Genomic DNA, 23,979 nt, shown 5'->3' on the forward strand with positions numbered 1-23,979 from the left:
CCAGCGGTGGGGAACGTCTCCACGGTGCCGCTGGGCCGGAGTATTTGGCAAAACAGTTTTTGCAATGTTCTACATAAGTTGTGCTAATACTCGTGACACGATGAGCACACGCACCCCGCCAAGTCCGCGTTTTTCCTACAAATCCGACCGGCTGAAGCCATTGCGTGCGTTCTGCCAGACGGTGCGCCTGGGCTCGGTCTCACGGGCGGCTGAGGCACTTTTCGTCAGCCAGCCGGCCATCAGCCTGCAGTTGCAGGCGTTGGAGCGCGAGCTGGGAGTGCCATTGTTCGAGCGCAGCGGGCGGCGCCTGGTGCCCAGCCGCGAGGGCCAGCTGCTGTACGAGATGGCGCAGCCACTGGTGGAAAACCTGGACGGGCTGGAGGCGCGCTTCCGCGACAAGGTGCGCGGCCTGGATGCGGGCGAGCTGAACATCGCCGCCAACAGCTCGACGATCCTGTACCTGCTGCCGAAGATCGTCGAGCGCTTCCGCCTGCACCACCCGGACGTGCGCCTGACCCTGCACAACGCGATCAGCGCCGATGGCACCGACCTGCTGCGCGAGGACGCCGCCGACCTGGCGATCGGTTCGATGACCGATGTACCGGCCGACCTGACCTACGCCCCGGCCTACCGCTTCGAGCAGGTACTGATCGCGCCGCACGACCATCCGCTGGCCAGTGGCGGCGAGCTGGAGCTGGCTGACATCGCGCGCTACCCGCTGGTGCTGCCGCCGAAGCGGCAGATCACCTACCGGCTGGTTGACCAGGTATTCCAGCGCCACCGCATCGCCTACACCGTGGCACTGGAAGTGGGCGGCTGGGAGGTGATCAAGCAGTACGTGGCGATGGGCATGGGCATTTCCATCGTGCCGGCGCTGTGCCTGAACGAGGCCGACCGCGAGCGGTTGGCGGCGCAGTCGATGAAGCGCTGGTTCCCCGAGCGCAGTTACGGGGTGATCGTGCGCCGGGGCAAGGCGCTGTCGGCGCAGGCGCGCGCGTTCATCGAGCTGATCCAGCCGGAGTTGTTCAGTCCGCGCGATTACGACCAGAGCGGGCATTCGGAGCGGTGAGCGGTGTTCGGCAGGGCTGCGCCCTGCACCTGCTGAAGCCAAAGCAACAGCAAAAGCCTGCTATCCGTAGATGGCGGGGCGGTGTGGGTGGGCAGGACACGCCGTGAACCCCTCCTTGGGGGCTCGATGGCGCCATCCATGGCGCCAACGGTCCTGCCCACCCACACCGCCCCGCCTCTGACAGATTCCTGCTGCTGTTGGTATCTGCTGCTGTGGGTAGGTGTCGACCTTGGTCGACACGGTAGATCCACGCCATGCGTGGATGACGGGTGACCGGGGTCAGATCCGTTTTCCGCAGGAAAACGGATCTGACCCCATTTCCGGCTGGCGATGCATAGACTGGGCGCATGTCCATCGAACTCCGCCACCTGCGTTACTTCCTCGCCGTTGCCGATACGCTGCACTTCGGCCAGGCGGCGGAGCGGCTGGGCATGTCGCAACCGCCGCTCAGCCAGCAGATCCGCCAGCTGGAAGACCTGATCGGGGCGCGCCTGTTCGTGCGCAGCCATCGTCGTGTGCAGCTGACGCCTGCGGGTGAGCTGCTGCAGGAGCGCGCACGGGCCATCGTGCAGCAGGTGGAAACCGCGGTGGACGAGGTACAGCGCGCGCAGCGCGGCGAGCAGGGCGAACTGCGTATCGGCCTGACCCGGGCCACGCCGCTGTCGCCGCAGATTCCGCGTTCGATCCTGCGCTACCGCCAGCAGTACCCACAGGTGCGGCTGCAGCTGAGCGAGATGAACACGCTGCAGCAGATCGATGCGCTGCTCGACGGTTCACTGGACGTGGGCATCATCCGCAAGCGCGCATTGCCGCCGGAGCTGGTGGCGCACAGCCTGTTCGTCGATCCACTGGCGTTGATCGTGCATGCCGACCACCCTGCCCTGCGCAGGCTGTCGAAGCAGGGCACGTTGTCGCTACGCGACTTCGCGCAGGAGCCGTTCGTGGCATTTCGCCGCAGCGCGGGCGCGGGCATCCATGACCACATGATCGCGCTGTGCGCGGCCGCCGGGTTCACGCCGCGCATCGTGCAGGAAGCCGGTGAGGCATCGACATTGATCAGTCTTGCGGCTGCAGGCCTGGGTGCGGCGATCCTGCCCTCGTCCTGCGATCACATCCGCGTGGAAGGCGCGCGCTTCGTGGCGCTGGCCGATGCCGGTGCGCATTCGGAGGTGCAGCTGGCATGGCACCGCGAGGGGGTGACGCCGCTGATCCGCAACTTCGCCGGGCTGTTGCGCGGGGCGTTCGCCGAAGGGTGAAGTGCCACCCACTTAGGTTTGGTAGACGCCAACCTTGGTTGGCTGCCGTGCCAGAGCGCCGACCAAGGTCGGCATCTACCAGAGCAACGCCGCGCCCGTGCGGAACGCGAGGCTGGCGTCAGGCCGTGACCGGCTGCGGCGCGCGCTGCTGCAGCGCCCAGACGATGCCGCCCCCGATCAGGGTCAGCACGGCAGCGAACGCGCACACGCCCAGCCAGTCCCAGGCCGCGTAGGCCAGGCCGCCGACCCCGCCCAGCACGCTGGAGCCCAAGTAGTAGGCGAACAGGTACAGCGCCGACGCTTCCGCGCGCATCGTACCGGCACGGCTGCCGACCCAGCTGCTGGCCACCGAGTGACCACCGAAGAAGCCGAAGGTCACCAGCGCGATGCCCAGGGCCATCGTGCTCAGCCACGGCATCGCCAGCAGCGCGATGCCGGCGCCGATCAGCGCGAACGAGATCGACAGGATGCGGCCGCGCCCGTACCGCGTGGCCTGCTGGCCCATCCACGCCGAACTGAAGGTGCCCACCAGGTACACGCTGAAGATCAGCCCGACCACGGTCTGGCTGAGGTGGTACGGCGGCGCCAGCAGGTGATAGCCCAGGTAGTTGTAGAGGGTGACGAACACGCCCATCAGCACGAACGAGGTGGCGAACAGCCACGGCAGGCCCCGGTCGGCGAACAGCGTGCGCCAGCGCGACGGCAACTCGCGCAGGCCATCGCGTCGCGCGCTGAAATGACGCGACGGCGGCAGCTGCAGCCACAGCAGCACGGTGCTGGCCACGGCGATGATCGACACCACGCCGATGCCCCAACGCCAGCCCCAGTGATCGGCGATGATGCCGGCCAGCAGGCGCCCGCTCATGCCACCGATGGCGTTGCCGCCGATGTACAGGCCCATCGCCAGGCCCAGCGCGCGGCTGTCCATCTCCTCGACCAGGTAGGTCATCGCCACTGCCGGCACGCCGCTCAGCGCCAGGCCAAGCAGGGTGCGCAGCACCAGCAGCGTGGTCCAGTCGTCCACCAGCGCCGTGCTCAGCGACAGCATGGCCGAGGCCAGCAGCGCGGCAATCATCAACGGGCGGCGGCCGACCGCATCGGACAGCAGGCCGGCCAACAGCATCGCCACCGCCAGCGTGCCGGTGGTCAGCGACAACGACATCGCGCTGCCTGCGGCGGACACGCCGAAGTGGCGGCTGAACTCGGGCAGCAGCGGCTGCACGGTGTACAGCAGGCCGAAGGTGGAGAAGCCGGCCAGGAACAGTGCCAGCGCGGTGCGGCGGAAGGCCGGCGTGCCCTGCTGGATGCGGGTCTCGGCGATGGGATCGACAGTGGGGGGACGGCGCTCGACGGCCGCCGCGGTTTCGCCAGTCATGGGATCGAAGGGCCGGTGGGGCGGCCGGGCATGGGAGGGAACGGGCCTCAGACTAGGCCTGTCGATCCAGTCGATCCATAACCTGATAAGTCAGGATTGATACTCAAGAAATATCAATTCAGCTTACAGGCGCTGCCACTCGAAACCGTCGCCGCGGCGGTAGTACACCGCCACCGCACGGCCGTAGACCTTGTCGGCGTCGACGAAGCCGAAGAAGCGGCCGTCGAAGCTGTTGCCGCGGTGGTCACCCAGCACCAGCACCTTGCCGGCCGGCACCACCAGATCGGCGATGTCCGGACCGCCGCCCATGTCCAGGTCGAGGCGGGCACGGCGCTCGCCGAAGGCTTCCACGTCCTGCAGATCGGCGATCTGCAGCGGCTGGCCGTTGATGCTCAGATGGCCCTCGCGCATCTGCACGTGGTCACCGGCCACCGCCGCCACGCGCTTGATCAGGCGGGTGCCGTCGGCCGGTGAATCGAACACCGCCACTTCACCGCGCTGCGGGACGCCGGTGGCCATCAGTTCCTTGCCGGTGAACGGCAGGCGCAGGCCGTAGGCGCGCATGTCCACCACCACCCGGTCGCCCGGCTGCAGGGTCGGCTGCATCGAGCCACTCGGCACCACGTAGTGGTTGGCGAGGGTATCGCGGGCGGCGGCGAGCAGGCCGAGCATCACCAGCAGCGGCAATGCTTCCTTCTTCAGCCAGACCAGCGCGCGTTCGGACAAGGGAGGACGGGCATCAGCATCCATGACAGGCTCCGGGTAGGTGGTAGCTGCATCAGACCACATCCAGGCGGGAGAGGTTCCCGCGACGCGATCCGGTAGAGCCGAGCCCACGCTCGGCTTGTTCCTTGCAGCGTCGAGGTTGCCCGACTGGGGCGCAGAGCGGCCGAGCGCAGGCTCGGCTCTACAGGAAGGGTTACGCAGGTTTTACGCGCGGGACCGGCCGCGGGCATCGCACCTTTACGGGCGGCACGCGCATCGTGTGCCCACCGCGCCGCAGGGCGCATTCCGCAAGGTGTTGTATGACCCTCCTGGTGATCCGCCACGCCTCTTCGTCGGCACCGCGTCCCCAACTGCCGACGCAGCTGGCCGGCCATCGCGTGCTGTGCAGCGACTGCGCCAGCCTGTCCGAGGTACGCCAGTGCCTGTGCCAGCCGCAGGCGCGCTCGGCCGACTGGGTACTGCTGGATGTCGGTACCGCTGACGAGGCGCAATGGCAGGCCGAAGGTGGCGCGCTGCAGGCGGCGCTGGAACGGCTGCCGGCGCAGTACATCGAACTGCAGGCCCCCAGCGAACCCGGTCTGGAGGCACGCCTGCGCCTGCAGCACGGTCCCGCCGCCGTGGTGGTCGACCAGCGCAGCCAGCAGGCCGGCTACCCGTTGTCGCTGGCCATTGTCGGCCGCCGCCTGGCACAGGAGGGCTGAGCCATGTCGATCTTCATCATCCGTGGCCCGGAAGCGGCCGGCGCCCTGATCCGCACCGCGATGCCGCTGCCGGCACCGGTCCTGAAGTCACTGGTGCATCGTGCGATCGACGCCGGCACCAGCGTGGCGATCCGTGCCTGTGGTTCGGAACAGGAACTGCTGGACGCCCTGCGCGTGGCCGACCACAGCCGCGGCGAGGTGACCCTGCTGGACCCGGGCGCGTGTGCCAACAGCCTGCGTCTTCAGCGCCTGCTGCCCTACCTGCACAACGCCTACGTGGAAGTACATGACGACGGCGCGGTGGCCGAGCCGTGCCTGCCGGCCGGTGTCGGCCAGCGCCTGGGCATCGCCGCCGGCTACGGCGCGCAGAGCTACGTGCTGGCGCTGGACATCGCACTGGATCATCTGGGATTGGGCGAGCAGGCCAACCGGGTGCACGTGGGAACGTAACGCTGCTTGTAGAGCCGAGCCCATGCTCGGCTGCCTTTCCAGGAACCATCAGCCGAGCGTGGGCTCGGCTCTACAGAAGAACGTCGAGCATGGCTCGACGCTACAGAAAGAAAAACGGCGGGGTTGCCCCCGCCGTTTTCGCTTTCTTATTTCAGCCCGCGGAACTTCAGCAGCGGTTCCACCGACGGGTCCTTGCCGCGGAAATCGCGGTACAGGGTCGACAGCTCCACGCTGTTGCCGCGCGAGAGGATCTTGTCGCGGAACTCCTGGCCGTTGGCCGCCGTCAGCCCACCGTGCTCGGTGAACCACTGGTAGGCGTCATGGTCGAGCACTTCGGCCCAGAAGTAGGCGTAGTAGCCGGCCGAGTAACCACCACCCCAGATGTGGTCGAAGTAGGTGGTGCGGTAGCGCGGCGGCACCTGCGGCAGGTCGACCTTGAACTTCTTCAGCGCGCTGGCTTCAAAGGCGCCGACATCCTGCAGCGGCGCGTCGGCCTTCTGCGTGTGCCAGGCCAGGTCCAGCAGCGCGGCCGACAGGTACTCGGTCGTCGCGTAGCCCTGGTTGAAGCTGCGTGCCTTGAGGATCTTGTCGACCAGCTCCTGCGGCATCGCCTCGCCGGTCTTGTAGTGCTTGGCGTAGTTGGCGAACACCTTCGGGTCCAGCGCCCAGTGCTCGTTGAACTGCGACGGGAACTCGACGAAGTCGCGCGAGGTCGCGGTGCCGGCGATCGACGGGTACTTCACGTTCGAGAACATGCCGTGCAGCGCATGGCCGAACTCATGGAACATGGTGGTGACGTCGTCGAAGCTGATCAGCGCAGGCTGGCCGGCGGCCGGCTTGGTGAAGTTGCAGACGTTGTAGACCACCGGCTTGGCACCGGTCAGGCCGTCCTGTTCGACGAACACGTCCATCCAGGCGCCACCGGACTTGCTGTCACGCTTGAAGTAGTCGGTGTAGAACAGCGCCAGCGAGGTGCCGTCCTTGTCGAACACTTCGTACACCTTCATGTCCGGGTTGTAGGTCGGAATGTCGGTGCGCGGCTTGAAGGTGATGCCGTACAGCTGGGTGGCGGCGTAGAAGACGCCGTTCTGCAGCACGTTGTCCAGTTCGAAGTACGGCTTGATCTGCGACTCGTCCAGATCGTACTTGGCCTTGCGAACCTGCTCGGCGTAGAAGTCCCAGTCCGAAGCGGCCACCTGGAATCCGCCCTTCTGCGCGTCGATCACCTTCTGGATCTCGCCGGCTTCGGCACGCGCCTTGGCAGTAGCGGCCGGCACGGTATCGGTCAGCAGCTTGAGCGCGGCGGCCGGGGTCTTGGCCATCTGGTCGCCCAGCTGGTAGTCGGCGAAGGTGTCGAAGCCGAGCAGCTTGGCCTTCTGCGCACGCAGCTGGGCCAGGCGCTGCACGGTCTGCCGGGTGTCGTTGGCATCGCCGCGCTCGGCGCGGGTTTCCGAGGCCTTCAGCACGGCGGCGCGCTGGTCGCGGTCGCTCAGCGAGCCGAGCACCGGCTGCTGGGTGGTGTTCTGCAGCGGCAGCAGGAACTTGCCATCCAGCTTGCGGTCCTTGGCGGCGGCCGCAGCGTTGTTGATTGCGCCCTCGTCCAGGCCGGCCAGCTTGGCCTTGTCGTCAACGACAACGGCCGCAGCAGCGGTGGCGGCCACCAGGCGGGTGTGGAACTGGGTGGAGAGCGTGGTCTCTTCCACGTTGAGCTTGCGCAGGCTCGCCTTGTCGGCGTCGGACAGCTGCGCACCGGCGCGCACCAGGCCGTCGTAGTAGTGCTCGACCAGGCGCTTCTGCACCGGGTCCAGCTCCAGCGTGTCACGCTGGTCGTACAGCGACTTCACGCGCGCGAACAGCTTCGGATCGAGGTTGATCTCGTCCTGGTGCGCGGCCAGCTTCGGCGCCACTTCTTCCTGGATCTTCTGGCGTGCGTCGTTGGTATCGGCCTGGACCAGGCCGAAGAAGATGCGCGACACGCGGGTCAGGGTCTCGCCGCTGCGCTCCATCGCCACGATGGTGTTGTCGAAGGTGGCCGGCTCGCTGCTGTCGGCGATCCTGCGCACGTCGGCCAGGTGCTGGCGCATGCCTTCTTCAAACGCCGGCAGGTAGTCGCTGTCCTTGATCTTGTCGAACGGCGGTGCCTGGAACGGCAGCGTGCTCGCGCTCAGCAGCGGATTGGTGGAGGCTTCGGCCGGCTGCTGGGCCGGGGTCTTCTGGGCTTCGGACACGGGGGTGGACTCCTTGCCGGAACAGGCCGCCAGCGCCAGGCTGATGGCGGCGGCCAGGACTACGGTACGCGACATGTGAAACGCTCCTTGGGCAGACGGTACGGGATACCAGCCCTCCACCCTACTCCTGTCGCGCTCGCCCGGCATGTGCCGGACGTGGCGTCTATGCGGCGGCATGCGGCCGGCTCAGACCGTGCCGCGGGTCTTGCCGATCCAGGGCCGGTAGAACTCGCGGATGGCGGCCATGTCGGCCGCGTCATCGCCGCTCGGCGTGAACAGCGGGCCGATGCCGATGGTCTTTTCCGGGTAGTGGAAATACGCCGCCAGGATCGGCACGTCGGCCATCCGGGCGATCTTCAGGAAGCCGGCCTTCCAGTCCTTCACCGCCTTGCGGGTGCCCTCGGGCGTGATGGCGAACCACATCTTCTCGTTGTTGCGCAGCAGGTCCACGGCCTGGCCGACGGTGCCCTGCGGCGAGCTGCGATCGAGCGGGATCACGCCCAGCTTGTGCAGCAGCGGGCCCAGCGGCCACCAGAACAGCGAGGCCTTGCCCAGCACCTTCACCTTCATGCCCAGCGCGATCTTCGCCGCCATGCCCCACAGCCCGTCCCAGTTGGACGAATGCGGGGCGATGATGAAGACCAGCCTGGGGATGTCCGGCAGGGTGCCGGTCACCTTCCAGCCGCCCATGCGCAGGGTGCAGCGCGCCAGCCAGCGCAGGAAGGCGTTGGGTTTGACCTGCGGCATCTGCGGCGGCACGGCCGGCAGCAACGAAGTCGGGTTGTTCAAGCAATCACTCCCAGTCACGTGATGAGCGCCCGCGCTTGATCTGCGCGCGCCCGCGTTTGGCGTCCAGACGACGCAGTTTCGACCCGAGGGTCGGCTTGGTGGCCTTGCGCGGTTTGGGCACGCTCAGCCCGGCCTGGATGAAGGCCGCCAGCCGCTCGCGCGCATCCTCGCGATTGCGATCCTGGGTGCGGAATCGTTGCGCGTCGATGACCAGCACGCCTTCGCCGGTCATGCGCCGGTCACGCCGCGCCAGCAGGCGCGCGCGCAACGGTTCGGGCAACGAGGGCGAGTTGGCCACGTCGAAACGCAGTTCCACCGCGGTGGACACCTTGTTGACGTTCTGGCCGCCGGCGCCACTGGCGCGCACGAACCGCTCGACGATCTCGCCGTCGGGGATTTCAAGCTGCGCGCTGATGGTGACCGGTCCACTGCCCATCCGCGCATTGTAGCGGCAGGCACGTGGTGAAGTACGCCATCGCGCCCCGTATGCCGCCGATCAGGCACCGAACACGCCGCCTTCGCCTGGGCTGCGGGTATGCTGGCGGTCCCATGTACCGCAGGAAGCCCCGCATGACCCGCTCCACACCCGCCCTGCCGTCCCTGCTGCGCCGCGCCGCCCTGCTGCTGGCGCTGGCCGTGGCCAGCGTTCCGGCCCTGGCCGCCCCGCCGACCGACGGCGACATCAACCGCCTGCTGTCGGCCTCGCGCGCGCAGAGCATGATCGACACCATGGTGCCGCAGATCGAAGCCATGCAGCAGCAGCAGTTCCAGCAGGTGGCCGCGCAGCGCCAGCTCACCGCCCAGCAGCAGGAACAGCTGAAGCGGATCCAGGCCCGGACCAGCCAGACCCTGCGCCAGGCGATGTCGTGGCAACAGCTGCGGCCCATGTACGTGGACCTGTACAAGAAGACCTTCAGCAAGGAAGACGTGCTGGCAATGGCCGAGTTCTACGAGAGCGCGGCCGGCCAGAGCCTGCTGGACAAGACCCCGGCGCTGATGCAGAACGTGATGGTGGCGATCCAGGCGCGCATGCAGCCGCTGTTCGCGGATCTGCAGAAGGACCTGGAAGCGATCGTCAACGAGCCGGAAAAGAAATAACGGGGTGCGCCGGGCCACGCCCGGCCGCTGGCTGTAGAGCCGAGCCCACGCTCGGCTTACCGCAGCAGCATCAGGCGTCGTCCACCTGCCAGCCGAACAGGTCCAGCGCCTTCTGGAACTCGCGATCCAGCGGCGCACTGACATCCACGCTGCCACCGTCCGGGTGCGGGAAGCGCAGGCGCTCGGCGTGCAGCAGCATGCGGTGCACGCCCTGCATGCGGAAGATGCGGTTGTGGCGGCCATCGCCGTGGCTGGTGTCGCCGATCATGTGGTGCGACAGGTGCTTGAGGTGCCGGCGGATCTGCCGGAAGCGCCCGGTCTGCGGCTGGCAGCGCAGCAGCGCGTAGCGCGAACTGCTGAACTCACCCACCGGCACCGACAGCTCGCCGGTGGCCAGGCGCTGGAAGTCGGTGACCGCCGGCTTCTTCACCGGCTTGCCCGGCCCGCCGTCCAGGTCATGGTCCACCCGCCAGGACAGCTCGGCCGGCCAGCCCCGGCAGACCGTCAGGTAGTCCTTGGCCACTTCACCCCCCATCAACGCCTTGCCCAGCGCACTGGCGGTCTCGCGGTCGAAGGCCAGCAGCAGGCAGCCGCTGGTGGCCCGGTCCAGGCGGTGCACGAGGAAGATCGGGCGGCCCAGCTGCTCGCGCAGGCGGTCGGCCAGGAAATCATCTTCGCCACGGGCCAGCTTGCTGTCGTGGACCATCAGCCCGGCGGGCTTGTTGACCACGGCCAGGCGCTCGTCCAGGTGCAGCAGCTGCAGGGGCGCGGTTTCGGTCTCGACCGCGGCGAGGGTGTCAGGTTCGGTGCTCACCGCAGGATTATACGGGCGCCCTGATCGGGGTCAGATCCCTTTTCCTGCGGAAAAGGGATCTGACCCCGGGTTGGTGGCGCGGCGGTCAAGCGTTGCGCACGGCCAGAAGCTCGCCGTTGCCCACCGGCACCAGGCTGGTGCTGAAGTCCGGATCAGCGTCCAGCAGCACCCGCAACGGTTCCATCTGCGCGGCGTGCGAGGTGGCGTTGTCCACCACCAGCAGCCCCCCCCGCCGCAGCACGCGGCGCAGCCGCGGCCACCAGCCGGCGTACTGTTCGCGGTCCGAATCGAGGAACAGCAGGTCAATGCTGGCATCGGCGGCCTGTGCCAGCCACTGCCCGGCATCGCCGTGGACCAGCGTGATGCGATCGGCAAGGCCACTGCGCGCGAAGGTGTCACGCGCCATCGCCACCTTGTCCGCGGCGTATTCCAGTGTGGTCACGTGGCCGTCGATGGCGGCTGCGGCTTCGGCAATCCACAGCGTGGAATAACCGTTGGAGGTGCCGATCTCCAGCACCCGGCGCGCATTGCCGAAACGCACCAGCACCGACAGGAATTCACCGGTGTCCGGCGTGATGTTGAGCATGCGCCGAGCGCGCTCGGTTTCATGCGCGTCGTTTTCAGCACCGAAGCGTGCCAGTTCGTTCTTCAATTCCGAAAGCTGCATCGTCATTGCTTCTTTCATTTGCCACAGCAAGGGTGAGCATTGTGGCCTGTCCGGCCACATTTCGTACTTGTCTTAAGCCTGTACTCCGATGAGGTTGCGATAGTTCCCGCCTTCTTCACGCGGGATGGTCCACCGGCCCGCGGCCCTCATTGGTTTCCGCAAGGACACGGCCATGGTTCTCGACATTCTGGCAATCGGCGCCCACCCCGACGACATCGAGCTCGGTTGCGGCGGCAGCCTGGCCAAGCTGGCCCGCGACGGTGCACGCATCCATGCGCTGGTGCTCAGCCGTGGTGGCCGTGGCTGCCATGCCGGCATCGACCGCAGCGACGAATCCCACCGCGCGTTGCGCCGCCTGGGTGTGACCGAGGTGATCCAGCAGGATTTCCCGGATACGCGCTTTCCTGCCTGCCGCAACGACATCGTCGCGGTGATCGAGCAGGCCTGCGCGCAGATCGCACCGCATCGCGTCTACACGATGTGCGGCGAAGACCACCACCAGGACCATCGCACCGTCCATGAAGCGTCAATCATCGCCTGCCGCAGCATCCCGCAGATCCTCTGCTACGAGAGCCCCAGCACCCTGCCGCAGTTCGCACCGCAGGTGTTCGAGGACATCAGCGCACAACTGGATCTGAAGATCCACGCATTGCGCGAGCATGCCAGCCAGGGCGATCGCCACTACATGCAGGAGGACCACCTGCGCTGCCACGCGCAGTTCCGCGGCCAGCAGATCGGCATCGGCCCCAGTGAGGGCTTCGTGCCCTACCGGCTGGTGCTGTGATGAAAACGCTGCTGTTCCTGGCCATGTGTGCCTTCATCCTGGTGCGTGTGTGCGTGCAGGCCTCGCGTCGCCCCAGCACGCGCCTGTACAGCATCGATGCGATCGTGCCGGCCTACAACGAAGCGCCGTGCCTGGAGCGCTCGTTGACCGGCCTGCTGCAGAACCCCTACGTGGCACGGGTGATCTGCGTGAATGACGGTTCCACCGACAACACCGCCCAGGTACTCGATGCGCTGCAGGCGCGCTGGCCCGGGCGCCTCGTGGCCGTGCACCAGGCCAACACCGGCAAGGGCGGCGCGCTGATGCATGGCCTGCGGCACGCCACCGCCGAGCAGGTGTTCCTGACCGACGCCGACACCCACATCGATCCGCGCGGCCATGGCCTGGGCCACCTGCTGGACGAGATCGAGCGCGGTGCCGATGCGGTCGGTGGCGTACCCTCGTCCAGCCTGCAGGGTGCCGGCTTCCTGCCGCATGTGCGCGCCAGCCTGAAGCTGCCGATGATCGTCATCAAGCGCAGCTTCCAGCAATGGCTGGGCGGCGCACCGTTCATCGTCTCCGGCTCGTGTGGCCTGTTCCGCACCTCGGTGCTGCGCAAGGTCGGCTTCTCCGACCGCACCCGCGTCGAAGACCTGGACATGTCCTGGTCGCTGGTCGCGCAGGGCTACCGTGTCCGCCAGAGCGTGCGCTGCGTGGTCTACCCGCAGGAATGCAACACGCTGGTGGAGGAATGGCGGCGCTGGCGACGCTGGATCGTCGGCTATGCGGTATGCATGCGCCTGCATCGCGGCCTGCTGCTGACCCGCTTCGGCGTGTTCAGCATCCTGCCGATGATGCTGCTTGCCCTTGCCGGCATCGTGCTGACGCTGCAGGTCTGGTTCGGTGCGACCCAGCTGCATGGGCCGGGTGGCCTCGCCCTGTCGGTGATGCCGTTGTTCTGGATCGGCATCGTCATGTTGCTGGCGGTGATCAGTGCGATCCACCACCGCCGCGCGTCGCTGGTCCCTGCCGCCGCGTTCTCGATGCTGTACGTGCTGCTCGCCTATGCGATCTGGCTGATGCATGGCGTGGCCGGGCTGTTTACCGGCCGCGAGCCGGCACGCGACAAGCCGACCAGGTATCCGCATGTGGTGGAATGACCTCGCCGCCATGGCCGACGCGCTATCGACGCTGCCACCCCACGTCGATTCCAGCGCCCAGGTTTCGCCGCGTGCGATCGTGCGGGGCGAGGTACGGATCGGCGCTGGCAGCCGCATCTGCGACGGCGCCCAGCTGCACGGGCCGGTATCGATCGGCCGCGACTGCCTGATCGGCAACAACGCACTGCTGCGCGGTCCGCTGCACATCGGTGACGGTGTGCACATCGGCTTTGCCAGTGAACTGAAGAACGCACTGATCGGCGACGGCGCCTGCATCGGCCCGCAGTGCTTCATCGCCGACAGCCGCGTCGACGCCCGTGCCTACCTGGGCGCGCTGGTGCGTACCAGCAACCATCGCCTGGATGGCGCAACGGTCACCGTCCACATCGGCGACACCGTCATCGACAGCCAGCGCGACAAGCTCGGCGCCTGGATCGGCGAAGGTGCCGCGCTGGGCGTCGGCGTGATCATCCTGCCCGGTCGCATCGTCGCCCCGGGCAGCCAGTTCGGCCCGCGCATCACCGTGGAACGAAACCTGCCGCCCGGTCGCTACCGGCTGCTGCAGTCGCTGCATTCCCAACCCCTGGAGTAACCCCATGCGATTGATCATCCGTGGCGCACTGCCGTGCGCCCTGCTGCTGGCTGTGTCCAGCGCCCATGCCGGCATCGACCGGGTCTCGGTGCAGCTGGATCATGCCGACTACACCGATGGCTTCGGCAAGCGCGACGTACAGACCGTGGATGTGGCCGGTCGCAGCGGTGACAGCCGCTGGCATCTGGGCCTGGCCCATGGTGAACGCGACTACGGCAGCAAGCGCTTCAGCGGCAACCGGGTGCAGGGCTCCCTGCACCAGCGCTGGAGTCCACGCTTTTCGACCCGCACCGCCTTGACCGCCTCCAACGATGACCCGGTATTCGTCAACCGCCAGCTCAACCAGGACTTCCAGTGGAAGGTGGCACCGCAGACCGTGCTGAGCGTGGGCGGCAAGTACGCCCAGTACCATGCCGGCGCATACGTGAGTGGCTGGTCGGTAGGTGCCTCGCACTACTTCCCGCGCGTGACCACCTCACTGCGCCACGAGCGGCATCGCCAGTCCAATGGGCCCGACGGCCATGGCACCACGCTGTCACTACGCCTGAAGGATGCGCAGGGCGGTGGTTCGACCCAGCTGTGGCTGGGCAGCGGTACTTCCGGCTACACCGCCGATTCCGATCCGCTGCTGCTGCGCGAACACGATGCACGTCGTGCCTTCCTGCGCCGCAGCCAGCCGCTGGGGGAGCATCTGGTGCTGGACATGGGCATTGGCAAGACCTGGCACAAGACGCGCCTGGACCGCTTCCAGAGCGTGCAGTCGCACCTGGGCCTGGGCTACCACTGGTAGAGCCGTGGCCGGTCGGCGGCGCGTGACGCCGCCGACCCTCGATCAACAGGCTTCAGCGCCACCACGCGCGCGCCAGCGCCAGCGCGCCGACGGCACCGGACACCCAGCTCCACATCGGCAGGTCGCCCCAGTACCAGCCTGGCGGCTGCAGCACGTACACCAGTGCGGCGATGGCCAGCAGGCCGACGCCGGTGATCGCACCGACCGCGCGTTTCTGCAGGCGCTGCACGCTGGCATCGAGCGCGACCAGATCGCGCGAGCGCATCGCCAGCTCATGGCGGCCCTCCACCTGCTGGGTCAGCCAGGCATGTACCAGGCGCGGCATGTCCGGCGCGTGGGTCATGATTTCCGGCAAGCGCTTGCCGATCTCGCGCACGACCCGACGCGGGCTGTAGCGCTCGCGCAGGATCTTCGCCAGCACCGGCTTGGCCACCGCCCAGATGTCGATCTGCGGATCCAGCTGGCGCCCGACACCTTCGATGTTCAGCAGGGTCTTCTGCAGCAGGATCAGCTGCGGCTGCAGGGTCAGCTGGTAGCGCTGCGCCACGCGGAACAGCTTCATCAGCACTTCGGCCAGCGAGATCTGCGACAGCGGGCGGGTGAAGTACGGCTCGCACACCGAACGCACGGCCGCTTCCAGATCATCGATGCGCACGTTGTCCGGCATCCAGCGCGCCTGCACGTGCAGTTCGGCGATGCGGCGATAATCGCGGTTGAAGATGGCCATGAAGTTCTCGGCCAGGTAGTACTGATCTTCCTGCGACAGCTGGCCCATGATGCCGAAGTCCAGCGCGATGAAGCGCGGGTTGGCGCGACGCGACGGATCGGTATCGACCCAGATGTTGCCGGCGTGCGCATCGGCATGGAAGAAGTTGTCGCGGAACACCTGGGTGTAGAACACCCGCACGCCCTTGGCGGCCAGCGCCTTGCGGTCGATGCCGGCCTTGTCCAGTGCAGCGATGTCATCGGACGGAATGCCCCACACGCGCTCCAGGGTCAGCGCGCGCTCGGCGGTGTGGCTCCAGATCACTTCCGGCACGTACAGGTCGTCGCTGTTTTCCCAGAAGCGGCGCAGCACGCTGGCATTGGCGCCTTCGCGCTGCAGGTCCAGCTCAGCGGCCAGGGTGTTCTCGACTTCGGCCACCACTTCGCGCGGACGGATCTTGTCGGCACGCGGATGGGTACGCTCGACCAGGGCGGCCAGCGAGTTGAGCAGGGCGATGTCGGCGTCGATCTGCTTCTCGATGCCCGGGCGCAGCACCTTGACCACCACCTGGCGGCCATCGGCCAGCGTGGCCGCATGCACCTGTGCGATCGAGGCCGAGGCCAGCGGTTCGGTATCGAAGCTGGCGAATGCCTCGCTGACCGGCAGGCCGAGTGCTTCCTCGACGATGCGGCGCGCGGTATCGCCGTCGAACGGCTTGACCCGGTCCTGCAGCAGGGTCAGTTCGTTGGCCACGTCCGGCGGCACCAGGTCGCGGCGGGTGGACAGGATCTGGCCGAACTTGACGAAGATCGGGCCGAGATCCTGCAGCGCCAGGCGCAGGCGCGCACCGCGCGACTGTACAGCGATGTCGGCCGAAGCACGCGGCACGAACGGTTTGGCCAGGCGCAGCCAGCGCTCAGCCGGCGTGCCGTGCAGCAGGTCGTCCAGGCGGTAGCGCAGGATCACCCGGCCGATGCGGCTTGCCCGCAGCACGGCCTTCATGCGGCACCCCGCAGGCGCTGGACGCGCGCGCCAAGGCGCTCGACGTCATCACGCAGTACGTCCACATCATCGTGGAAGGCATCCAGTTCGGCGCGCGGTACCACGTCGCGCGATTCCTCGGTGATGAACTCGGCAGCGCTGTGGGCCAGATCGATCGCACCCTGGCGCGCGTGCTGCAGGGCGCTGCGCAGGGTGTTGGCCACCTGCACGCCCAGTACCTCGCCGAACACGCTGACGAACGGCTGCTGCCAGTCTGGATCGAAGCCCTTGGCCAGCTGCTGCAGGCGTCGCGCCAGTTCGGCGTCACCGGCCACGCGTACACGGCCCTTGTTATTGGACTCGCCGCGCCGTGCGTTGGCCAGCAGCGGCAGCTGCGCCAGCACACCGGCCAGGCTGCTGCGCACGGCCAGGTCGGCTTCCTGCGCATCCACCGGGCCCACCCGCAGCTGGTCGCCGTCGACGCTGATGCGCATCGCCAGCGACGGCGCTTCCAGGGTCAGGTCGATGTGCCGGCCATCGAGGCTGGCCAGTGCATGGCGGGTATCCGGATCCAGCGCCAGCGCGCGGTTCAGGGCGATCTGCAGGGCGCGGCCAGCGACCGGCTTGAGGGACTTGAGCAGGGAAAGAGCCATGTGCGCATTCTACCTGCGTGGGTGGGGGGCTTGCGCCGGGCTGCCGCCCGGCACCCGCGGTAGTGCCGGCCGCTGGCCGGCAAGATCAACATCAAAAGCTGGCGATCCGTGAGATGGCGGGGTGGGTCCCGTTGCTGCGCAACGGGCTCTGACCCCAATGCTGATGGGATCTGGCGTTGGTAGATGCCGACCTTGGTCGGCGCTGGATGTCAGGGGGCCAACCATGGTTGGCCGCTACCCGAGCCGGCAGCCCGGTGATTCATCTGTGCCTCACCTGGGTGGCTATGGAAGGTTCATGCTGTACGGCCACGCAACGCACAGGACATCGCATTCCCATGGCACGGACCCGGGTCGGCATCATCTTCGGGGGCAAATCCTCCGAGCACGAGGTTTCACTGCAGTCGGCGAAGAACATTCTCGATGCGCTTGATCGCGAGCGCTTCGAGCCGGTGCTGGTCGGCATCGACAAGCAGGGCCAGTGGCATCTGAACCAGCCGGACACCTTCCTGATCAACGCCGATGATCCGTCGCGCATCGCGCTGCATCGCTCGGGCCAGTCGCTGGCGGTGCGCCCGGGTGCGGAACAGGCACAGCTGCAGCCGTCCGATCCGGCCAGCGCGCTGGGCCAGATCGATGTGGTGCTGCCGATCGTGCATGGGCCGCTGGGCGAAGACGGTGCGCTGCAGGGCCTGCTGCGCATGGCCAACCTGCCCTTCGTCGGCTCGCCGGTACTGGGTTCGGCAGTGGCGATGGACAAGGACGTGACCAAGCGCCTGTTGCGCGACGCTGGCCTGCAGGTGGCACCGTGGCTGTGCATCCGTCGCCACCAGGCGGCAACGGTCGATGTCGATGCGGTGATCGCACAGCTCGGCCTGCCGCTGTTCGTGAAGCCGGCCAACCAGGGTTCGTCGGTGGGCGTGAGCAGGGTCAAGGACGCAGCGGGCTTCGCCGAGGCACTGGCATTGGCGCTGCGCTACGACCACAAGGTGCTGGTGGAATCGGCGGTGGTCGGCCGCGAGATCGAGTGCGCGGTACTGGGCAACGCGCACCCGCAGGCCAGCCTGTGCGGCGAGGTGGTGGTGCACGACGAGTTCTACGCCTACGACACCAAGTACATCAACGAAACTGGCGCCGAGGTGGTGGTACCTGCGGATATCGATGCCGCAACCCAGGCGCGCATCCAGCAGATCGCACTGCAGGCCTACCAGGCGCTGGAGTGTGCCGGCATGGCGCGCGTGGACGTATTCCTTACTGCTGGCGGCGGGATCGTCATCAACGAGGTCAACACGCTGCCGGGCTTCACCCGCATCAGCATGTACCCGAAATTGTGGGGTGCCAGCGGAGTCGATTACACGACGTTGCTTACGCGCCTGATCGAACTGGCACTGGAGCGTCACGAAGCCGATCGCGGATTGCACAGCGCCGCGTAGCGTTGTGATCGCCCGCAGAGCCGAGCATGGCTCGACTCTGCGGAAAGCGATGCCGGCCAGCGGCCGGCACTACCGGCTAGCCGCGCTTGCGGAACATGGAGATCACCGCAAGGATCAGGAACACCACGAACAGGATCCAGGCGATGTTCGTTGCGGCGCCGGCAATACCGGAAAAGCCCAGAACGGCGGCGATGATGGCGATGACAAAGAAAATGATGGCGTAATGCAGCATGGCGCTCCTCGCGGGTGGTCGAGCCTTGGATGGCGTGGGTCCATCCTCCCGATCCTGCGGTGTGCAACCAGTGACGGCGATCTATGCAGCAGATGAAGCCTTCAGCCTGCGCAGCCCTTCTTCGATGCTGACCTGCGGCACATAGCCGAAATCGCGGCGGGCCGGCTCCATGCTGTACCAGTGCGGCGTGCACAGCTGCTCGGCCAGGAAGCGGGTCAGCGGCGGCTCGCCACGCAGGCGCAGCAGCGGCCACAGCCGTTCGCAGACCGCGCCGATGCGATAGGCGGTCTTGAAACTGATCGCCTTGTCCACCGTCGGCGCGCCAACAGCGGCCAGCAGCTGGTTGACCAGTTCGCGCATGGGCAGCGGTTCGCCGTTGGAAATGAAGTAGGCCTTGCCCGCACACGCGGCACCCGGCGCCAATGCCTCGAAAGCGAGGAAATGCGCGAGCGCGGCGTTGTCGATGTAGGTGGTATCGACCTTGTTGTTGCCGTCGCCGACCAAGCGCAGGCGGCCCTGACGTGCACGCTCGGCCAGGCGTGGCACCAGCTGCTGGTCACCCGGGCCCCAGATCAGGCGCGGGCGCAGTGCCACCGTCGCCAGCGATACATCGTTGGCGGCCAGCACGCGCTGTTCGGCGATCGCCTTGGTCGCCGCATACGGTGCCTGGAAGTCCTCGCCGTACGGCACCTCGTCAGCCCCCAGGCCTTCCACCGGATGCGTGGCGCGGTGGGTCACGCTGGGCGTTGAGGTGTAGACCAGCCGGTTGATGCCGTGCGCGCGGCATGCCGCAATGACATTGTCGGTGCCGACCACGTTGGCCTGGTGGTAGCTGTCATAGCTGCCCCAGGCGCCGGCCTTGGCGCCGTTGTGGAACACCGCATCGACGCCGGCCACCGCGTGCAGCACTGCCTGCGCATCGGCCAGATCGCCGCGGATCTGGCCCACGCCCATGGCCTGCAGTTCCGGGTAGTGGCTGCGGTTGAACGCCAGCACCTGGTGGCCACGTTCGACCAGCCCGCGGCACAGCGCCTGGCCAAGGAAACCACCACCACCGGTGACCAGGATCTTCATGCGCGCTTCTCCAGTTCGGCGCTGGCCCAGACGGCGAGCTTCTCGCGGCCGATCTTGGCGTTGTGACGGATATCGACGGGGAACGCGGGATGCATCAGGAAGTGCTGCAGGCCGGCCTCAGGCGTGCGCGCTGCGGCATGCGCACGCAGCGCTTCCTGCAGCGCCGGGCTGTCGCTCTGGCCACGCTGCAGTTCCACGCACAGCACCGGTACCTGCGCACCCGCCGGGCCAACGCCGACCAGTGCCGTGCGTGCCACGCCGGGCACGGTATTGAACACCGGCTCGACCTGTTCGGTGTACAGCGGCCCTTGTGCGGTTTCCACGCGATGGGTCTTGCGCCCGCAGAACCACAGCCGGCCCTGCGCATCGAAGTAGCCCACGTCACCCATGCGATGGACGATGCGGGTGCTGCCATCGGCCAGCGTCTCGCGGATCTTCGCGGCGGCCGTGGCCTGCGGGCGGTTGAAGTAGCTGTCGGTGGCGGTCGGGCCAGCCACCGTGATTTCTCCCACTTCGCCAACCGCCAGCACGCGCGCCTGCGACCAGTCGGCCAGCGGGGCGTCGTCGATGGCGATGATGCGCACCTCGTTGGGGGCCACCACGCTGCCCACGCAGGTGCCGGCGCCGGCCTCGGTGGCCGCGCGGGTACGCTCCAGCTCACGCCCCTCGACCACCGCCACCGGCAGGCACTCGGTGGCGCCGTACGGGGTCCAGAACTGCGCATCGGCGGGCAGCAGGCTGCGGATGGTGGCGACCACGTCCGGCGGCACCGGCGCACCGGCCGAGGTCACCCGGGTCACCGTCGGCAACGGCCGGCCATGCCGGGCCAGCACCCGCATCAATGCCGGCGAGCCGAACAGCTGGGTCACGCCGAAGCGCTGGATGGCATCGTGCAGGCGTGCCGGATCGGCCTGCGCCGGCCGGGTCGGGTCCATGTCCGGGATCACCGAGGTCAGGCCCAGCGCCGGGTCGAACAAGGCAAAGGGCGGGAAGGTCGGCAGGTCCACGCCGCCCGCTTCCATGCCGAACGCGCTGCCCAGCAGCTGGATCTGGCCCACGAAGTGGCGGTGGCGGTAGACCACGCCCTTGGGCACACCGGTGGAGCCGCTGGTGAACAGGATCGCCGCCATGTCCTCGCCATCGGTATCGGCCAGCATCGCCCCGCCCTTGGCGCCGGCGCGCTCCAGCGCAGCCAGGCTGGTACCGCCCCAGCCGAGGCGGCGGCCAACGGTGACCAGGCGGGTCGCCGACGGCGCCCAGCGCAGCGCCAGCCGCGCCACGTGCGCCAACGGAATGCCGATGAAGGCCTGCGGCTGCGCCTCGTCCAGGCACTGTTTCAGCGCGCGCTTGTCGATGCCCGGATCGACCAGCACCGGCACCGCGCCCAGCTTGAACAACGCGAACATCAGCAGGAAGAACTCCGGCGACGGCCGCACCATCACCACCGTGCGCACTCCACGGCCGATCCCATAGCCGGCCAGGCCGGCGGCCATGGCATCACTGCGGGCGTCCAGCTGGCGGTAATCCAGGGTGACATCGTAGGCGGCCATGCCGTTGCCGGCGCCCCGGCGGCCCGGGCAGCGGATGGCGATCTGGTCAGGGCGTTCACGCGCCAGTTCAGGCAGGCGCGCGGCAATGTTGCAGGGTCGGTTCATCCGTTCATTGTCGCCGCTTACGGAATTTCTTGCGCGGCGGCCCACTTCGTGGAAAATCCGCACCCTCGTTCCTGATTCCGACTGCCGCCCGAGGCGGCTTGCCCATGCAACATCCCTGCATGACCTGCGGCGCCTGCTGCACCCAATACCGCGTGGCCTTCCACTGGATGGAATCGGACGAGGTCACCCCCGGCGGCGTGCCGCACCAGCTGACCGAGGTGCTGGACCCGCACCGCCTGTGCATGCGCGGCACCCACTCCAAGCCGGTGCGCTGCGTGGCGCTGGACGCGCAGATCGGCGTGTACTCACGCTGCACCATCCACCCCAACCGGCCCAGCGTGTGCCGTGAGGTGGATGCATCGTGGGAGTACGGCAAGGCCAGCCCGCAGTGCGACAAGGCACGCATCGCCTACGGCCTGGACCCGCTGACGCTGGCCGACTGGCGCTGGCGCGATGACGCCGACAATGACGACGATCACCCGGACGACAACGGCAACAGCCCGTCCTCACCGCCGCAGGCACCGGTCGCGGCGTAGTAGTGCCGGCCGCTGGCCGGCAACCTCATGAACCCTTCGGGTGTGCCGACCAACGGTCGGCACCCACCGGAAGAGGAAGGGGTGGGTGCCGACCGTTGGTCGGCACACCGATCAGATCGGGTTCTTGTCCAGAAAAGCGCGGATCTCCGGCACCAGCACTTCGTGCTTGTCTTCCAGCACGTAGTGCCCGGCGTCCTCGAAGGCATGCACCTGGGCCTGCGGCAACGCGGCCTGGAAGCCCTTCAGGAAGTGGTCGTCGAACACGAAGTCGCGCAGGCCCCAGCCGAGGAAGGCCGGTCGGTCGGCGAACGACGGCAGCGCCTTGCCGGCCCGCTCCAGCAGCGACCAGGCCTTGTCGGCCGGCGACAGCGGGATGTCCTGCATGAAACGGATGGTGCTGATGCGGTTGGCCCAGCTGTTGTACGGCGACACGTAGGCGCGGCGCACGTCGGCCGGCATCTTCCGCTCCACGCCCAGCCACGAGGCACCGGACGAGAACGCATTGAAGCTGCGGATGATCCACTCGCCGATCTTCCAGTGGCGGCCCAGCGCGATCTGCCACGGCATCGTCTTCGCCGCCGGCATCGGGAACGCGGCGGTATTGAGCACCACCAGGCGCTTGACCTGGTCGTGGTGCGACAGCGCCCAGCCGAAACCGATCATGCCGCCCCAGTCGTGCACCGCCAGGGTCACCGGGCCGGTGATGCCCAGGTGCTTCAGCAGCGCATCGAGGTCGTCAACGCGCGACTGCAGCGTGTACTCGTAGCGGCTGTCATCGGGCTTGTCCGACAGGCCCATGCCGATGTGGTCCGGCACGATGCAGCGGTACGTGTCCGACAGGCCGGCGACCAGCGTGCGCCAGTAATAGCTCCACGACGGGTTACCGTGCACCATCACCACCACTTCGCCGTCGCGCGGGCCTTCGTCGAGATAGTTCATCGACAGGCCGGGGCGTACCTCGAAGCGCTTCGGGTGGGCGGGGTAACCGGGAAGATCGCGCATGCGGAGCACCTAGGGAGAGTCGCGGCGCAATGTGGAGCCGAGCCGATGCTCGGCTGCTCTCCGGTCCGCTGCGGAAGAGCCGCGCTGCGCGCGTGAGCCGAGCATGGCTCGGCTCTACAGGAGGTCGGGCAGCGGGCTGCTTACCAGACCACTTCAGCCATCGAGCAGTTCAGGCCGGAACCAATGCCCAGAAGTGCAATGCGATCGCCCTTCTTCAGCTTGCCCAGCTGCTTGAGCTTGCTCAGCACGATCGGCACCGAGGCCGGGCCGATGTTGCCGTGCTCGCCGAAGATGGTCATGACCTTCTTCGGGTCGATGCCGAAGTTCTTGATGAACGCAGCGGTGTGCGGCTGGCTGACCTGGTGGATCACGAACTGGTCCAGCTCTTCCACGGCCCAGCCCAAGGCGATCTTCGCGGCGGTGAAGGTCTTCTGGGCCAGCTTGATGCCTTCGATCAGCAGCAGGCGGGTATCGGTGACCATGCGGTCCAGATTGCCCAGGCACAGCTGGTTCCACTCGGTGGCCGAACGGGTCACGCCACCCTTGTAGCGGGGTGCATCCGGCACCAGTTCCGAGCGCGCCATCACCATCGCGGCGGCGCCCGAACCGGTGGTCAGGGCGGCCAGCTCGTTGCGGAAGTCGTCGGCGGTGACGTCCGGGGCGGTCATGCGCTCCAGGGTCTTCTCGTACACCAGGTTGGCGGTCTCGCCATCCACCACCAGCGCGTAGTCGATGTCGCCACGCTCGATCATGCGCGCCGCGATATCCATGCCGTTGATGAAGGCCAGGCAGGCATTGGCGACGTCGAAGGTCATGCACTCGTCGCTGACGCCGAGGTTGCCCGACACGATCGAGGCGGTGGACGGCTCCAGGTAGTCGCGGCTGACCGAGGTGTTGACCAGCAGGCCGACCTGCGTCGCATCGATGCCTGCGTCTTCCAGCGCCTTGCGGCCGGCCATGGTGGCGGCATCGGACGCCAGCACGCCGTTGTCCCACAGGCGGCGGGCATGGATGCCGGCGATATCGCCGAGCACGTCGGTGCGGATACCGAGGCGATCCAACGTCGGCTGCAGCCGCTCGTTGATTTCCTTGGTCGTCAGCGTATGCGGCGCATCAACGTGTGCCAGGCCGGCGATCGAGACATTCTTGAAGAGCATCGAGGTTAGCGCCAAGGCTCAGGCAAAAGGGGGCGCTATTCTATAACCCCCGGGGCCTTCACCGCATCTTTACGA

Annotated in this window: 25 protein-coding genes; 11 read left to right on the plus strand and 14 right to left on the minus strand. The window is 67.6% G+C overall.

Going from position 1 to position 23,979, the window contains the following annotated elements; translation table 11 throughout:
* Positions 1 to 100 precede the first annotated feature (100 nt).
* Positions 101 to 1,069: a LysR family transcriptional regulator gene (locus VG556_RS13820; RefSeq protein WP_049404590.1), complete on the plus strand. Its 969-nt coding sequence runs from the start codon at positions 101 to 103 to the stop codon at positions 1,067 to 1,069.
* A gap of 347 nt (positions 1,070 to 1,416) precedes the next feature.
* Complete coding sequence (locus tag VG556_RS13825) at positions 1,417 to 2,325, plus strand: LysR family transcriptional regulator (RefSeq protein WP_014645561.1); 909 nt, start codon at positions 1,417 to 1,419, stop codon at positions 2,323 to 2,325.
* A gap of 118 nt (positions 2,326 to 2,443) precedes the next feature.
* Here the strand turns inward: VG556_RS13825 and VG556_RS13830 are convergent, their stop codons facing one another.
* A complete protein-coding gene (locus VG556_RS13830; protein WP_014645560.1) occupies positions 2,444 to 3,700 on the minus strand; it encodes an MFS transporter in 1,257 nt (418 codons plus the stop codon).
* A gap of 123 nt (positions 3,701 to 3,823) precedes the next feature.
* Complete coding sequence (gene lepB, locus VG556_RS13835; RefSeq protein ID WP_100450892.1) at positions 3,824 to 4,450, minus strand: signal peptidase I; 627 nt, start codon at positions 4,448 to 4,450, stop codon at positions 3,824 to 3,826.
* Between the two features lie 275 nt (positions 4,451 to 4,725).
* On the opposite strand from lepB, the gene VG556_RS13840 reads away from it, so the two are divergent.
* Together VG556_RS13840 and VG556_RS13845 are read left to right on the plus strand one after the other, a co-directional pair.
* Positions 4,726 to 5,127: a hypothetical protein gene (locus tag VG556_RS13840; protein ID WP_014645558.1), complete on the plus strand. Its 402-nt coding sequence runs from the start codon at positions 4,726 to 4,728 to the stop codon at positions 5,125 to 5,127.
* A 3-nt stretch (positions 5,128 to 5,130) separates the two neighbouring features.
* Positions 5,131 to 5,577: a 3-dehydroquinate dehydratase gene (locus VG556_RS13845; protein WP_100450891.1), complete on the plus strand. Its 447-nt coding sequence runs from the start codon at positions 5,131 to 5,133 to the stop codon at positions 5,575 to 5,577.
* A 146-nt stretch (positions 5,578 to 5,723) separates the two neighbouring features.
* Here VG556_RS13845 and dcp read toward each other — a convergent pair whose 3' ends face one another.
* The 3 genes from dcp to arfB form a co-directional block, all read right to left on the minus strand.
* Entirely contained in the window at positions 5,724 to 7,880 is a 2,157-nt protein-coding gene (gene dcp / locus VG556_RS13850) for a peptidyl-dipeptidase Dcp (RefSeq protein ID WP_100450890.1), read from the minus strand.
* A gap of 111 nt (positions 7,881 to 7,991) precedes the next feature.
* The gene (locus VG556_RS13855; protein ID WP_226053502.1) at positions 7,992 to 8,552 is read right to left on the minus strand and encodes a lysophospholipid acyltransferase family protein; all 561 of its coding nucleotides are present in this window, start codon (positions 8,550 to 8,552) and stop codon (positions 7,992 to 7,994) included.
* A 46-nt stretch (positions 8,553 to 8,598) separates the two neighbouring features.
* Positions 8,599 to 9,030 carry an alternative ribosome rescue aminoacyl-tRNA hydrolase ArfB gene (gene arfB / locus VG556_RS13860; protein WP_005420755.1) on the minus strand — a complete coding sequence of 144 codons (432 nt, stop codon included), beginning with the start codon at positions 9,028 to 9,030 and terminating at the stop codon, positions 8,599 to 8,601.
* A gap of 113 nt (positions 9,031 to 9,143) precedes the next feature.
* On the opposite strand from arfB, the gene VG556_RS13865 reads away from it, so the two are divergent.
* Complete coding sequence (locus tag VG556_RS13865) at positions 9,144 to 9,692, plus strand: DUF2059 domain-containing protein (RefSeq protein WP_401730180.1); 549 nt, start codon at positions 9,144 to 9,146, stop codon at positions 9,690 to 9,692.
* Positions 9,693 to 9,762: 70 nt separating this feature from the next.
* Here the strand turns inward: VG556_RS13865 and VG556_RS13870 are convergent, their stop codons facing one another.
* Positions 9,763 to 10,506: a pseudouridine synthase gene (locus VG556_RS13870; protein WP_014645554.1), complete on the minus strand. Its 744-nt coding sequence runs from the start codon at positions 10,504 to 10,506 to the stop codon at positions 9,763 to 9,765.
* 85 nt (positions 10,507 to 10,591) lie between these two features.
* Positions 10,592 to 11,179: an O-methyltransferase gene (locus tag VG556_RS13875; protein ID WP_075077208.1), complete on the minus strand. Its 588-nt coding sequence runs from the start codon at positions 11,177 to 11,179 to the stop codon at positions 10,592 to 10,594.
* 166 nt (positions 11,180 to 11,345) lie between these two features.
* Between VG556_RS13875 and VG556_RS13880 the strand changes: the two genes are divergently transcribed.
* The 4 genes from VG556_RS13880 to VG556_RS13895 are packed head-to-tail and all read left to right on the plus strand — an operon-like array spanning position 11,346 to position 14,478.
* Entirely contained in the window at positions 11,346 to 11,957 is a 612-nt protein-coding gene (locus VG556_RS13880; protein WP_014645552.1) for a PIG-L deacetylase family protein, read from the plus strand.
* Positions 11,957 to 13,096, plus strand: a complete 1,140-nt coding sequence (locus VG556_RS13885) for a glycosyltransferase (protein WP_100450889.1) — start codon at positions 11,957 to 11,959, stop codon at positions 13,094 to 13,096. Before VG556_RS13880 ends, VG556_RS13885 begins: the two co-directional genes overlap by 1 nt.
* On the plus strand, positions 13,083 to 13,688 hold the full coding sequence (locus VG556_RS13890) for an acetyltransferase (protein ID WP_100450888.1): 606 nt from the start codon (positions 13,083 to 13,085) through the stop codon (positions 13,686 to 13,688). The genes VG556_RS13885 and VG556_RS13890 overlap by 14 nt, the downstream gene beginning before the upstream one ends.
* Positions 13,689 to 13,692: 4 nt before the next feature.
* Positions 13,693 to 14,478 carry a YaiO family outer membrane beta-barrel protein gene (locus VG556_RS13895; RefSeq protein WP_100450887.1) on the plus strand — a complete coding sequence of 262 codons (786 nt, stop codon included), beginning with the start codon at positions 13,693 to 13,695 and terminating at the stop codon, positions 14,476 to 14,478.
* A 52-nt stretch (positions 14,479 to 14,530) separates the two neighbouring features.
* Here VG556_RS13895 and ubiB read toward each other — a convergent pair whose 3' ends face one another.
* Both ubiB and VG556_RS13905 read right to left on the minus strand, forming a co-directional pair.
* Complete coding sequence (gene ubiB, locus VG556_RS13900; protein ID WP_014645548.1) at positions 14,531 to 16,186, minus strand: ubiquinone biosynthesis regulatory protein kinase UbiB; 1,656 nt, start codon at positions 16,184 to 16,186, stop codon at positions 14,531 to 14,533.
* Positions 16,183 to 16,818, minus strand: coding sequence for a ubiquinone biosynthesis accessory factor UbiJ (locus VG556_RS13905; protein WP_005420772.1), 636 nt, complete (start codon positions 16,816 to 16,818; stop codon positions 16,183 to 16,185). Before VG556_RS13905 ends, ubiB begins: the two co-directional genes overlap by 4 nt.
* A 335-nt stretch (positions 16,819 to 17,153) precedes the next feature.
* On the opposite strand from VG556_RS13905, the gene ddlA reads away from it, so the two are divergent.
* The gene (gene ddlA / locus VG556_RS13910; protein WP_100450886.1) at positions 17,154 to 18,248 is read left to right on the plus strand and encodes a D-alanine--D-alanine ligase; all 1,095 of its coding nucleotides are present in this window, start codon (positions 17,154 to 17,156) and stop codon (positions 18,246 to 18,248) included.
* 76 nt (positions 18,249 to 18,324) lie between these two features.
* On the opposite strand, the gene VG556_RS13915 is transcribed toward ddlA, so the two are convergent.
* The 3 genes from VG556_RS13915 to oleC all read right to left on the minus strand — a co-directional run bounded on the left by VG556_RS13915 (position 18,325) and on the right by oleC (position 21,209).
* Complete coding sequence (locus VG556_RS13915; RefSeq protein ID WP_005407633.1) at positions 18,325 to 18,480, minus strand: DUF1328 domain-containing protein; 156 nt, start codon at positions 18,478 to 18,480, stop codon at positions 18,325 to 18,327.
* Between the two features lie 81 nt (positions 18,481 to 18,561).
* Positions 18,562 to 19,554 carry a 2-alkyl-3-oxoalkanoate reductase gene (oleD, locus tag VG556_RS13920; protein ID WP_032962229.1) on the minus strand — a complete coding sequence of 331 codons (993 nt, stop codon included), beginning with the start codon at positions 19,552 to 19,554 and terminating at the stop codon, positions 18,562 to 18,564.
* Positions 19,551 to 21,209, minus strand: coding sequence for an olefin beta-lactone synthetase (gene oleC / locus VG556_RS13925; RefSeq protein WP_041862955.1), 1,659 nt, complete (start codon positions 21,207 to 21,209; stop codon positions 19,551 to 19,553). The genes oleD and oleC overlap by 4 nt, the downstream gene beginning before the upstream one ends.
* A 104-nt stretch (positions 21,210 to 21,313) precedes the next feature.
* Between oleC and VG556_RS13930 the strand changes: the two genes are divergently transcribed.
* The gene (locus tag VG556_RS13930) at positions 21,314 to 21,745 is read left to right on the plus strand and encodes a YkgJ family cysteine cluster protein (protein WP_029380125.1); all 432 of its coding nucleotides are present in this window, start codon (positions 21,314 to 21,316) and stop codon (positions 21,743 to 21,745) included.
* Between the two features lie 111 nt (positions 21,746 to 21,856).
* Here the strand turns inward: VG556_RS13930 and VG556_RS13935 are convergent, their stop codons facing one another.
* The gene (locus VG556_RS13935) at positions 21,857 to 22,747 is read right to left on the minus strand and encodes an alpha/beta fold hydrolase (protein ID WP_100450885.1); all 891 of its coding nucleotides are present in this window, start codon (positions 22,745 to 22,747) and stop codon (positions 21,857 to 21,859) included.
* A gap of 140 nt (positions 22,748 to 22,887) precedes the next feature.
* Positions 22,888 to 23,904, minus strand: coding sequence for a 3-oxoacyl-ACP synthase III (locus VG556_RS13940; protein ID WP_014035559.1), 1,017 nt, complete (start codon positions 23,902 to 23,904; stop codon positions 22,888 to 22,890).
* Between the last annotated feature and the right edge of the window lie 75 nt (positions 23,905 to 23,979).

Source organism: Stenotrophomonas sp. CASM106, from assembly GCF_049384825.1.
Taxonomy (GTDB): Bacteria; Pseudomonadota; Gammaproteobacteria; order Xanthomonadales; family Xanthomonadaceae; genus Stenotrophomonas; species Stenotrophomonas muris.